The sequence below is a fragment of the Desulfocicer vacuolatum DSM 3385 genome, assembly GCF_900176365.1.
In the GTDB taxonomy this organism is placed as follows: domain Bacteria; phylum Desulfobacterota; class Desulfobacteria; order Desulfobacterales; family Desulfobacteraceae; genus Desulfocicer; species Desulfocicer vacuolatum.
Genome location: NZ_FWXY01000016.1, coordinates 47,066 through 59,555, shown reverse-complemented (window position 1 = coordinate 59,555; position 12,490 = coordinate 47,066). Strand labels below are relative to the sequence as shown.

10 protein-coding genes are annotated in these 12,490 nt (G+C 48.2%); all 10 read right to left on the bottom strand.

The window, feature by feature from the left end:
* Window positions 1-17: 17 nt before the first annotated feature.
* Window positions 18-329, bottom strand: coding sequence for a 50S ribosomal protein L21 (rplU, locus tag B9A32_RS14305; RefSeq protein WP_084070132.1), 312 nt, complete (start codon window positions 327-329; stop codon window positions 18-20).
* A 189-nt stretch (window positions 330-518) separates the two neighbouring features.
* A complete protein-coding gene (locus B9A32_RS14300) occupies window positions 519-3,164 on the bottom strand; it encodes an adenylate/guanylate cyclase domain-containing protein (RefSeq protein WP_170923844.1) in 2,646 nt (881 codons plus the stop codon).
* A 326-nt stretch (window positions 3,165-3,490) separates the two neighbouring features.
* Entirely contained in the window at window positions 3,491-4,648 is a 1,158-nt protein-coding gene (dsrP, locus tag B9A32_RS14295; RefSeq protein ID WP_084070130.1) for a sulfate reduction electron transfer complex DsrMKJOP subunit DsrP, read from the bottom strand.
* An 11-nt stretch (window positions 4,649-4,659) separates the two neighbouring features.
* Window positions 4,660-5,478 carry a sulfate reduction electron transfer complex DsrMKJOP subunit DsrO gene (gene dsrO, locus B9A32_RS14290; RefSeq protein ID WP_084070129.1) on the bottom strand — a complete coding sequence of 273 codons (819 nt, stop codon included), beginning with the start codon at window positions 5,476-5,478 and terminating at the stop codon, window positions 4,660-4,662.
* Window positions 5,475-5,870: a sulfate reduction electron transfer complex DsrMKJOP subunit DsrJ gene (dsrJ, locus tag B9A32_RS14285; RefSeq protein ID WP_084070128.1), complete on the bottom strand. Its 396-nt coding sequence runs from the start codon at window positions 5,868-5,870 to the stop codon at window positions 5,475-5,477. Before dsrJ ends, dsrO begins: the two co-directional genes overlap by 4 nt.
* Window positions 5,863-7,509 (bottom strand): sulfate reduction electron transfer complex DsrMKJOP subunit DsrK, encoded by a 1,647-nt coding sequence (dsrK, locus tag B9A32_RS14280; RefSeq protein WP_084070127.1) that lies wholly within the window; start codon window positions 7,507-7,509, stop codon window positions 5,863-5,865. The genes dsrJ and dsrK overlap by 8 nt, the downstream gene beginning before the upstream one ends.
* Before the next feature lie 3 nt (window positions 7,510-7,512).
* Entirely contained in the window at window positions 7,513-8,520 is a 1,008-nt protein-coding gene (gene dsrM, locus B9A32_RS14275; RefSeq protein ID WP_084070126.1) for a sulfate reduction electron transfer complex DsrMKJOP subunit DsrM, read from the bottom strand.
* Between the two features lie 58 nt (window positions 8,521-8,578).
* Entirely contained in the window at window positions 8,579-9,097 is a 519-nt protein-coding gene (locus B9A32_RS14270) for an RsbRD N-terminal domain-containing protein (RefSeq protein ID WP_084070125.1), read from the bottom strand.
* Window positions 9,098-9,373: 276 nt separating this feature from the next.
* Window positions 9,374-10,702, bottom strand: a complete 1,329-nt coding sequence (locus tag B9A32_RS14265; protein WP_084070124.1) for a M18 family aminopeptidase — start codon at window positions 10,700-10,702, stop codon at window positions 9,374-9,376.
* Window positions 10,703-11,009: 307 nt separating this feature from the next.
* Window positions 11,010-12,461: a trimethylamine methyltransferase family protein gene (locus B9A32_RS14255; RefSeq protein ID WP_084070122.1), complete on the bottom strand. Its 1,452-nt coding sequence runs from the start codon at window positions 12,459-12,461 to the stop codon at window positions 11,010-11,012.
* Window positions 12,462-12,490 lie beyond the last annotated feature (29 nt).

The following is a 12,490-nucleotide window of genomic DNA, read 5'->3' as shown; positions in this document are numbered from 1 at the left end:
CTCTATCTCCTTATTGTCTATGCCTGGATGGAATCGATTTTCACAGCGGTGTAGGCCTGTCGATGACCCCTCATTTTTCGGTATCCCTTCCGCCGTTTGTATTTAAAAACAAGGACTTTTTTCCCTCGGCCCTGTTCCACAATGTGACCCTTTACGGCAACGCTGTCAAGTTCACCGCCGTTCAGGGTCACGTTCTCACCGTCAGAGTACATGAGAACATCGTCAAAGTTGATTTCAGCCCCTTCGGTTCCCTCAAGTTTTTCCACCCGAAGCAGATCCCCTTCTTCAACCTTGTACTGCTTGCCGCCGGTTTTTATAACTGCATACATACGCTTTGTCTCCTTTATGTATCTATCTTATGTAACGATTACACTAAAATCCCAAATAATAGGGTACCCCCCCTGTTTTGTCAAGATAAAAAAATGAAATCCCGTGTCAATCTTCCCTGCTTCGGGGGCGGTTTCCCGGAGTCGGTTCCAGCCGGGTAAGACTATGGAATGGCCGTATTTGGGGTGTTATTATGCGGGGGGGCTTTCATCGGGGGTATATATGGGTTCAGGGCGGCTCAGAGAGATTAGTTCAAACACTCTGAGTCCTTCCACCTTGGGGGTATCCGGGGGGGTTGCCATTTCATTGACTTTCACAGAGTAGCGCATGGCTTTCATTGTTTTTTCGGAAATCAAAATACTGTCTGGGATCTGTTTTGTCATCTCCTGGATGCCGAACGCTGAATTCACTGCATCCCCAATGACCGTGTAGTCCATTTTTTTGTCAAACCCGATGTTGCCCACAACCACCTCGCCGGTGTGGATACTGATACCTGTGTTCAGGGTTACACCGATTTTTTCTCTTAGGTAGGTATTGATGTCACCCAATGCCTTTTTCATTTCAACGGCCGCGAAAACGGCATTGTCAGCATCGGAAATGGTGGCAAGGGGGGCGCCGAACAAGGCCAGAAAGCCGTCTCCCAGGTATTTATCCACAATGCCGTGGTTGGAAAAGATGATTTCCCCCATGATTGAGAAAAAATGGTTCAAAGCAAAAACAGTTTTTTGGGGGCCAATGCTGTTGGATAGCTTTGAAAAATTTCTAATGTCAATATTTAAAATGGTGACGGTTTTGAACTCCTCCATGAGGTGCTGTTCATTGCTTCCCCCATGGACAATTTTGCTGACAATTTCCTTGGGGACAAATTTTTGAAAAATTTGGCGAATGCCCCGTTCCTGCTCGGCAATGGACAGAGTCTCCTTATAAAGCCGGGCATTTTCAATGGCAATGCTCACTGATGAGGCAATGGCCTGGAGGAGTTGCTGGTCATCTGCCACAAATTTACCGTTTATTTTGTTGATCACCTCAATGACACCGATCACTTTTCCCTGGGAGATCATGGGAACGCACAGGGCAGAACGGGTTGTGAACCCTGTGCTGTCATCAATGGCAGAAAAAAACATGGATGATGACTGAACATCGTTTTCAATGAGGCAGTCTCCCTTGGAGGCCACATAACCGGCAATACCCTGCCCCAGCTGAACGGTGAAATCTGTGGTTTGTTTCAGGGTTACATTAAAAGCTGTCTTAACCTTGAGCTGTTTATCTTCAATGAGAAGCAAAGAGCCTGCTTCCACCTTTAACGCCACCCGGATCATGTCCATGGTAAAGGATAAAACCTGTTCGATGTCAAAGGTGGATGATGCCAGTACACTTCCGATCTGCCTGATGGTTGCAAGTTCACTGGCCCGTTGCCGGGCTGCAAGGGAAAGGGTGGTTTTTTCCATGGCCAGGGAAAAGAGATTGGATATTTTTCGGGTCAGTTCGTGGTGTTTTAATGTTGCTTTATAATCTTTAAAAATAAATGCAAAACAACCGGTGAGTTTTCCGGAATTCAGCAGGGGATGGATCAAGCCTGATGTACCTCCATGGCTTAAAAAAAGTGTTTTCTCCACAGGAGAGGTTAACTCTTCTTCCAAATTTTCCATAATGGTGGAATCCCCCTGGATGAACAGGCGCTCCAGAATGGAGTCTTTGCAGCTGTAAGATTCTCCCCGTTGAATTTCAGTTTTGTTTTTGGAAAAAAAGTCCACAACTGTAATGGTGTTGCCGTCGGACACATCATTTGCCATGAGTATGGCCCCCTGTAGGGGAACAATTTTTAAAATATCTTTTAGAAGCGTCTGGTACAGCTCTATGTCCCGCATGCTGGAGTTCACGGTGTTTATCAGGTGCCCCATGGCATCTTCTGTGCGGACAGCCCCTTCAATTTCATTGAGGAGCCTTAGGTTTTCATAGGTAAAAGCTGCATTGGAAACCAGGGGGATCAGGCCTTCCATGTCTTCCACAGTGAAAATGGAGGTATCGGTTTTCCGGGACAGGGTCATGACACCGATGATATCTCTGATGGTTTTAATGGGCATGCACACAAAGGATTTTGATCCATATTGCGACTTGTTCACCAAGGGGCCAAGGCGGGTATCGTTTTCTATGTCCTCCACCACAAACGGGGCTTTGTTTATGATGGCGTATTTGGCAATGCTGGTTTTAAAATCAATGGAACTGCCAATGTTTAAGTGTTCTCCCAGGCCGATACTGGCTTTTACAACAAAATGCTTTTCCGGATTGTCCTCAAGGATTAAAATGGAGCCAATGTCAGCGTTTGCAATTTTCAGTCCCCGTTCCAGTGTCACGTAAAGCAGCTCTTCCGGGTCAAAGGTGACATAGCACAGATCAGACAGTTCCTTTAGAATGGCAATTTCTGAAACTTTTTTTTCAAGCTGGGAAAAGGTTTTATTTAGTTGACGCTCAAAAAGGGTGAATGACTTGGAAATGTTTTCCACCTCATCCACACCCTTTCGGATGCCGTTGGACTCAAATTCTGTTTTAAGGGTCTGGGTCACCCCGTTGGATAGGTTGGCAATTTTTTCAAACACCATTCTCAATGTAACGAATCCGGCAAGGGAGCAGATGAGAAACAGAACGAAAAAATGAGGTATATACTTGTCTGAAAGTAGATCGTAGGTGATGAGAAAGTAGAGCAGACCAAAGGTGGGGATGAGGAAAAAAAATCCAAAAATTACGTTGAGTCTCTGGTAAAGAGACTGCTCCTGCCCGGTGACTCTGGGGAGGATGCGCCGGCAGATGTTCCTGATAAATCGGTTAAAATTTTTCATGGCGGTCCACTCATAAATTTCTTTTTGAAAGAGCCTGTTTAAAAAATGTAAATATTCGGGCGGCAGCCCCATTTTTTTTATATGAAATACTCCGCAAACCAGGGATGTATTTCAATCTTCGTTGTGGGCAGACCGAGTACAGAATAAGGTCTGCCCATGGCAGTTTATATGAAATACTCCGCAAATCAGAGGTGTATTTCAAGCTTTGTTGTGGGCAGAACCGGATCAGAATACGGTCGGCCCATGGTAATTCTTGTGAAAACAACGGGGTGTCCCTCAAAAAAAGGACACCCCGCATGGAATCAATTACTTAACATCAAGGTAAACTATCCTCTTACCTCCTCCTTAACAGTGGTGGCAAGTTTGAACAGAATGGTGAGAATGAAAAAACCTGTGGCAAAAACACCCAGAGAAATAATCATCTCTTTAAAGGTGGGGGCATACTCTGTGACATGGTGCAGGGGGTTGGGAACAAAACCGCCGGAGATCATACCAAGGCTTTTGTCAATCCAGGTACCGATGATGATCATGGCACAGGTATAGGGAAGCAGGGTTTTATTGCTTCTGAATGCCGGTACCACAGTGAGGGCAATACCAATGAACATCAATATCATGGATGTCCACATCCAGGGTACCAGAGCGTTGTGGCCGTGGAGGCCGGCAAACAGGTATTGGAGATGGGACATGTGGCCTGGAATTTTACTGTAAAATACAACAAATACTTCACAGAAAAAGAAAAATACATTGGCAATTAATGCATAGCACACAATCTTAGACAGGGTCTGAATGGCTTCCCAGCCCGGATCAAACTTGCTGATTTTCCGGATGAGGTAGCAAAGCAGAATGAGCACAGACGGACCGGCTGCAAAGGCCGATGCCAGAAATCGGGGTGCCAGGATGGCAGTGAGCCAGAAACCCCTTCCCGGAAGACCGCAGTACAGGTACGCAGTCACTGTGTGAATGCCGATGGCAAAGGGAATGGACAAGTAAATCAAAGGTGTGGTCCATGCCGGTGGTTTAACCTGATTTCTTTCTGCTTCCAGCACCTTCCATCCAATGACAATGTTAAGGAACAGGTAGCCGTTAAGCACACACATGTCCCAGAACAGCATGGAATGGGGGGTGGGATAAAGCAGCACATTGAGCATGCGCACGGGCTGCCCAAGGTCCACAACAATGAACAAAAGACACATGATCAAGGATGCCACGGCCAGAAATTCACCAAGGATGGTGATTCTGTGGAATCTTTCATAGTCATGGAGGTAATAGGGGATCACCACCATGACCCCACCTGCGGCAACCCCCACAAGGTAGGTAAAGTTGGCAATGTAAAATCCCCAGGAGACATCCCGGCTCATGCCGGTGATCATCAGTCCGTTTACAAACTGATCAATATATACGACAAAGGCCACAGTCATGACAGCGAGGAGCAGCCCCAGCCATATCCAGTACTTTTTGCTTCCTTTAATAGCTATTTCAAGCATACGTGCCTCTCTTACATGATATAGTAAACAGAGGGCTCGGTTCCAAGCTCCTGCTTACGTCGGATTGCATAGTTTTCAGCCAGAAGTTCCCTGACCTTGGAGGCGGGATCTTCAAGATCACCCACTGTGATGGCACCTTCAGACACCTCGGCACAGGCCGGTTGCTGACCTTTGGCCAGACGTTCTGCACAGAGGTTGCATTTTTCCACAACACCCTTGCTTCGGGTGGGAAAGTCAGGGTTAATCTCTTCGATGAAGGGGCGGGGATCCCTGAAGTTAAAGCTTCTGGAGCCAAAGGGACAGGCTGCCATGCAGAAACGACATCCGATGCAGCGGTGAAAATCCATGAGCACAATGCCGTCTTCCCGTTTAAAAGTGGCCTGGGTGGGACACGCCTGGACGCAGGGTGCATTTTTGCAATGGTTACAGGTCACCAGAAAGGGAAGGTGTCTGAACTTTTCTGCAAGGAACTCGTCTTCCTTGTCCGGGAAGGCGTGCTCAAAATGTTCTTCCCAGATCCATTTGATTTCCTGGGTCTTATTTACCGGTTGGGTGTCGGGGTATTTTTCAGCATCGGGCTCATGGTCAAAGTCCGGTACATTGTGAGCCTTTTTGCAGGCATGGACAATGTTTTCAGCAACTTCATCGGTGAGCTTGTTGGTATCTATAACCATGCCCCATCGCTTGGCGTTCAGGGCCTCGGCTTTTTTGGTCTTAACCGGTGCCGCAACGGATCCGGATGAGGCAACGGCCTTTATTGCCGGAGCCGCACCAATGCCCAGTGCAGTCACACCCGCTGCTTTGAGAAAGCTTCTTCTGCTTTTTTTCATTGGTTAATCTCCTTGGGTGTTGTGTGGCATTCCCAGCAATAGGGGTCCACTGAGGCATATGTATGACATTTGTCACAAAACTTTTCCTTGTCAGTGTGGCATCCAAGACACGATTCTTCTCCGGTGGAGAGGCTCATCTGAAAGGTTTTTCCATTGGTGCTTTCATATAGACGATCTGCATCTCTTACCACGGAATCCCGCCATTCATCCAGCAAAGACATGTGGTTGGCTCTCATGTCATATTTATCCAGCACACATTTCTGGGCCGCTTTTGCCTTTTCCGAAAGTTCCGGCTCCGGCGCTGCACTGCTGCCGCCGATGTTATACCAGAAAGGGAGCAGTGCCATGGCAACAAATACCACAAGGCCTGCCATAATTGCGTTTTTACTCATCTGCTTCCTCCTTGCCGGGTAGCGGTTCCATTCGCAGATCCATCTCTCTTTCCTGCTCGCCCGGCAGAATCAGGGCGTTTCCAACCAGTTCGTGTATACCATACACCTCAACATCCGGTACCCAGTATTCCATCAAGGTGGACAGGGCCGCCCGGTCAATGGCGCAGATGGTACCCAGGGTGTTTACACCAAATTTATCATGGACATATTTCACCGCATTGGCCCGGGGAAGGCCGCCGGCCATTCTGAGCTCAATGTTTTCGCCGGCATTAAGTCCTGCGCCACTGCCGCAACAAAAGGTCTGTTCCCGGATGGTGTTGATGGGCATCTCATAGAAGTTGTCACATGTGTTCTCAATGATATACCGGGGTTCATCCAGAAGCCCCATACCCCTTGCAGGGTTGCACGAATCGTGGAAGGTCATCACCCGGTTGGCATTGCGGCTTTTGTCCAGTTCCAGCTTGCCATGCTTTATCAAGTCAGCGGTGAATTCGGTGATGTGAACCATTTTTGTTGATTTGGCATTTTCAAACTTGGTGCCTGTGATGGGATTTACAGGCTCTTCCAGGAAATCTGCAGGACCGTTCATGGTGTCCATGTACTGGTTGATCACCCGCCACATGTGGCCGCATTCGCCGCCCAGAATCCATTTAACCCCCAGACGTTTGGCCTCGGCATACATTTTGGCATTCAGTCGCTTCATGGTCTCGTGGGAGGTGAAAAAACCAAAATTACCACCTTCAGAAGCATAGGTGCTCCAGGTAACATCCAGGTCATACTTGTCTTTGAGATATTTGAACAGGATCATGTAGCCCTGGCAGGTGTAAGTACCGGGGTCTGCAAATACATCCCCTGACGGGGTGATAAACAGAATGTCGGCCCCTTTTTTATTGAACTGGGGGGCCACATCAACGCCGGTGATCTCTTCAATGTCTTCGGTGAAGAAATCCAGCATATCCTTAAATGCATGGGGCTGAATACCCAAGTGATTACCGGTCTGGTAACAGTTGGACACCGGGGTGGCAATCCAGTCAATGTTGAGACCCAGAAGGTTCAACAGTTCCCGGCCCATGATGGTGATCTCTGCGGTGTCAATACCGTAGGGACAGAAAACAGAACATCTGCGGCACTCGGTGCACTGGAAAAAGTAGTACCACCACTCTTTCAGTACGTCCAGGGTCAGGGGTCTGCCACCGCCCAGTTTGTCTCCTCCGGGAATTTTCTGGAGAAGTTTTCCGGCTGTGGTGAAATCATTTCTGTAAACAGATCTCAACAGCTCCGCTCTGAGGACCGGCATGTTTTTGGGGTCACCGGTGCCAAGGAAGAAGTGACATTTATCTGCACAGGCACCACATCGAACGCATACATCCATGAAAATCTTGAAGGTTCTGAATTTCTCCAGACGGTCCTTGATGCCGTTGTGGATGATTTCCTGCCAGTTTTCCGGCAATTTCCAGTCCGCTTCCATGGGGTTCCATGATCGGGCATTGGGAAGGCCAAGGGTTTCCACACTCTCAGGCTTTGCTGCGTAGCAGTACATGCCGGGTCGAATCTGGACGGACTCAGTCATCCAGGTGCCCTGGGAGGGGGTGTGATCTACCTTGTCCAGTAACTCATCAGGTTTAAGTTCGTCAGACATTGATTACTCCTTCTTATCCACTGGAAGTCCAGCGTCTATCATTTTTTCTCTGAAGTGATCTTCATACTGCTCATAGGTATGAATGTCCACAGCATAATTCCAGGGATTAACATGTCTTTTGGCACGGTTGTTATTTGCCATATTCCGTGTGGGGCTCAGGAAAATTCCGCCCATGTGCATGAGTTTACTCACCGGAAAATATGCGAACAATGCGCTGACCATGAAGATATGAGCATAAAAAAGTCCGCCCACACCATCGGGGATGACGGGATGAAAGGTGACAAGTCCCATGGTAAAGGATTTAATGCCGATGATGTCCACCTTGGTAAAATATCTCATGGCAATACCGGAAGCGGCAATACCGATGATGAGAAACAGAGGAAAATAATCAGCTGCCAGGGAAATATAACTGACCTTGGCATCAAAGATACGCCTTGCCAGCAGAAAAAGGGCTGCCAGCAAAAGTACCGCGCCGGAGATGAATAGCCCGGGAAGTCCCAGCTGAACAATCCCGTCAAAAAATTCCAGGAACTTAAGACAGGAAGGTACCGGTTCCAGAAAAAATCTCAGATGCCGGATAATCACCACCAGAAATGAGTAATGAAAGGCAAGGGCGCCCACCCACAGGAAAATTTCCCAGGAGTAGGTCAGTTTGTTCTTTTCGTTCCTGTTAAAGGCCGCTTTGGTATTGCGAAACAGGGATCTGAAAAGAAAAATTTCAAGAACCATGCGCATGAAAACACCCGATGCTTTATCAGGGTTATCAATGCAGTTCTGTTTAATCCATGGAAGCGATTTCTGCTGTCCACAGGTTGTGGGAATCCGGAAGGGAACTGCGGAAGCTGCCCATCCCATGACACGGCGAACAAAACCGCCAACAAAGGCGATGACCGCAACATAGGGGACTATTATTCCGAAGAACCACTGCATACCGGCTCCCTCAACCCCTGCATAAGCCAGCAGAAAAAGCAGCAAAACGCCTGCCAGGGGCACCATGTACTTTTGATTCATATTTCAACCACCTCACTGTTTCGGCTGTGTCAGAAACATGTTCTGAATAACAGCCTGTTTAAGATTTGTCCGAGTCAAGGAGTTCTTTTTCCTTGAGCTCTGTTACTAAGCCTGCCCTTTCAAAGGCGCTGTGAATCCGCCTTTTGGATTCCGTTGCCTTTAAAAGGAATATATTCTCTCTGCACTTCATAAACCGATTGAATGCGGCAAGGGCCATTTCATCGATTTTTCCATCAAAATCATTGTCCCTTTCACCTTCTAAAACCGTTTTTATAATTTTTTTTAATTCAAACACAAAACCCACAGCCTGGGATGCACTGAAACTTTGCACCGCCCTTATGCGGATGATGGAATCCAGGGCCGTTTCAATTTTATCAATGTCAATTTCTTTTTGCAGCAAAAGATTAAAACTTTCTTCAAGGGAGTGGGCTGTGGCGCTTCCCACCGGATTATCAAATCTGTTTTTTAGTTTCCCAAGGACCCTGGCGGTTTCCTGGGGATAGGAGTTGATTGTGTGAAGAAACCATTGGTCAATGATTTGCTTTTTGTTTTGTTCAAGTTTTTGATTAAAATTCATATTTGAATAGTTTACTCCGTAACTTCCCCGGCCTGCAAGGCAGTTTGTGTTAGAGATGAATTGGGTGCTCTCATGTGTTCAGCTTTCGGAATTGAGCTTTGGCCAGCGAGGTCGGGTTTTATACCCGGTGTGGGGAGGGTGAATTAAATCTGTTTTTTTGTTAATAGATACCCCTGTGAACCGGTAAAACATATAAAATACAGGCCTGGGATCAAGTCAATCCGCTGATCCCGAAAGTTGAAACATTAATTTAAGCGGTATAACCATACTGGGAATTTATGTCAAGGATAAAAGCGGTTCTTCATCCATGGTGAACCAGTGCTTTAATACCTTGAATAATGCGTGGGGATCTGTGTTTCCGGTGAGTTCTCGAATGGCATGCATGGCCATGGTGGGGGCACCGACATCCACGGTTCTGATACCTGTGGCAGATGAGATGGCAGGGCCTATGGTGCTGCCGCAGGGCATATCGCTTTTCATGACAAAGGTCTGCATCGGGACACCGGCCCCGTGGCACAGCTGCCGGAACAGTGCACAGGACACCGCATCCGATGCATAGCGCATGGCAGCGTTTGTTTTTAATACCGGTCCCCGGTTTAAAAAACAGGCATGGGCGGTGTCGTAACGCTGATCATGGGCCGGATGCAGGGCATGGGCATTGTCCAGGGAGACCATGAAGGATTTTGCAAAGGCCCGGAGTCGATACTCTGTGTCTGGAATCATTCGAGTCAGGGTGTCCGTGACAAAGGTGCCTTCGGCTCCAGACGGGGTTTTACTTCCCACCTCTTCGTGGTCGGCGAGGATGGCAACACAGGGGGTTGCTCCCCGGGCAAACTTAAGGCTTTGCACGGCAGCATGGCAGGAAAGAAGGTTGTCAAGGCGGGGTGCTGATATGATTTCTTGGTTTAGACCGGTGAAAAAAGGGGGTTGAATATCGGAAAAAAAGAGGTCAAATCCCATGATCTCTTCTATTTTATCTCCGGAAGCGGCAATTTTTTTTCCTGCTTTTTGCAAAGCTTCATTGAACGCTCCGGGGTGTGAAAAGGCCCCGGTCAAAAACAGGGGGGGCAAATCTGTCTGGGCGTTAATGCTCTTTTTGCTGTTGGCTTCCCGATCCAGGTGGATGGGAAGGGAGGGAATAACTGCCACAGGGGCATTCAGGTTGATTAAGCCGCCGGTGAGGTGGGTATTGTTTTCTTTCCCACGGCAGCGAAGGATGAGTCTGCCTGCCAGATTCAATCCCCGGTCAAACCATGTGTTGAGCAGGGCTCCGCCGTAAACCTCCACACCCAGGCGTGTCATGGTGTTGTATAGCAGTTCCGGTGTGGGTTTTAATTTAAGACTGGGGCTGTCTGTGTGGGCACCGCACAGCTTGATGCCCGTCTCCCAGGGGGTAAGGTTTCCGGTGTAAAAGGCAATGAGGGCACTGTGATTACGGATAACAAAATATTTTGATGCTTTTTCAAGCTTCCAGGGCTCGGTTTCCAGAAGTTGTGTAAATCCATTTTGGGTAAGTATTTGAGCTGTGTTGGCCACGGCATGGAAGGGGGATGCAGCGGTGTGGAGGAAATTGAAAAGGTTTTTGTTGTATGACTTGATATCCATGTGACAACCCTTTTTGAGTTTTTTTCTTTAAGAAAGAGCAAGTATTCTTTCCGGTTTTGTTGTGGGCAGGTCAGGGCCGGAATACAGTCTGCCCGTGGCAGTCATTAAAATTTTGTCGGGCTTGACCGTAAGCTTGGCCATCCTGATCAGGTGATGGAATTGTCCCATGAACAGGATGACCGACTTTATAACCAAACTCCGGAAACCGGTCAACTCAAAAAGCCCGGCAGTCCCATGGATATGAAATGCAGAAGGGAGTATGGGGCACTTTACTCCCTTCTGTTTTTGAATCAAAGCAAAAATCTGTTTAAAGTTCTCCCCATTTTTTTTGTCGAAGGTCAAATTCACGGACAATTTCTTCTGAAAGGGGATTTTTCGGGGGCGCTTTTAACAGCTCAAGGGTTCTTGTGCGCAGCCGGTCATCAAAGGTCTCTTCCAAAGTGGTGCCGGGGGCCTGGGCCTTGGTGCGCTGGAACAGTTCCGGGTAGAGAACATTTTTAAAGTTCTTCATTGTGTGGGGCTCCATCAGGAATGTGCCGCCGGGGCCCACTTTATCAATCACATCCAATGCCACAGTGTCTGAAGATACATCGATTCCCTGGGTGAACTTGTTCACCATCCTTAGTATTTCCTGCCCCATGACCAAGTGGGCCGGAGAAAGAATACTGCCGTGGTCCAGCCAGCAATGGGTATCATGGACAAGTCCGCCGCCCACAGTGGCCACAACCAGATCCTGCAGACTGCCTTCTGCTGCGGCCTGGGCATCCACACTTTTTGAATCGGTGCATCCGGCTGTGCTGAAAAAAGGCAGACCGTATCGCTGGGAAAGCTGGGACATGCCGCCCACCATCATGGCCATTTCAATGGCACCATAGGAAAATACTGTGGTTTTCATATCCATAATGGTAATAAAAGAACCAAATACAAAGGGGGCTCCCGGGTTGATGACCTGTTGCAGAACAAGGCCGCTCAGGGATTCAGCACTGCCCATGACAATGCCGCCGGCAAGGGTGGCAGGAAAACTTCCCCCAAGCTGCATGCCGGAGTAGTGGACAATGGGAATACCTTTTTCAGCAGCATAGATGTTTTTGCCCACCAGGTGATCATCGTGGGTCAATGGAGAGATGGTGCAGTTCAGTGTACCAAGGAGGGGGGCTTTGTTAAAGTTTTCAACGCCACCCTGGCACAGAAGAGCCATTTCATAGATTTCCTTCAGGCTTTCTGCATCATTGCAGGAAACAATGACAGGCTTGCTGCAATGTTCCAGGGCAATGCGGGCCACGCCTCTGTCCTGGATATGTTCAGGCAGATCCCTGGAAATTCCCAGTGTCATGGTCCAGTCATATTTGTCCAGGGCATCGCATAGTTTTGCCATGCCTATGACATGGTCGCTTTTGCATTCGCTCACCGCCTGGGTGTCAGGGTCAAGGTAGTTTACACAGTCAATGGTGGCACCAAAGTAGGTGTTTGCGCCTTCCAGTGTAATATTGCAGGAGTTGTCCCGGTTGCCCAGTTTAACACTTTTCGGTGCCGTGGATATTGCCTTTTCAACCAGCTCCGGTGGGAAATACACCCGGTTTGCATCCACCTTGCAACCGGCGCCGTCCAGTATTTCAAGTGCCTTTGGGTGGGTGATGCTGACACCTGTTTTTTCCAGCACATCCAGGGTTGCCTGGTGAAGGGCAGATAATTGCTCTTCGTTGAGAATCTTCATTGTTGGGGTGAATTTTAGTTCGTCGGTCAGGCTGTTCGTTGTCATTGCGTTTCTCCTTTTGTTTGTTATGGATA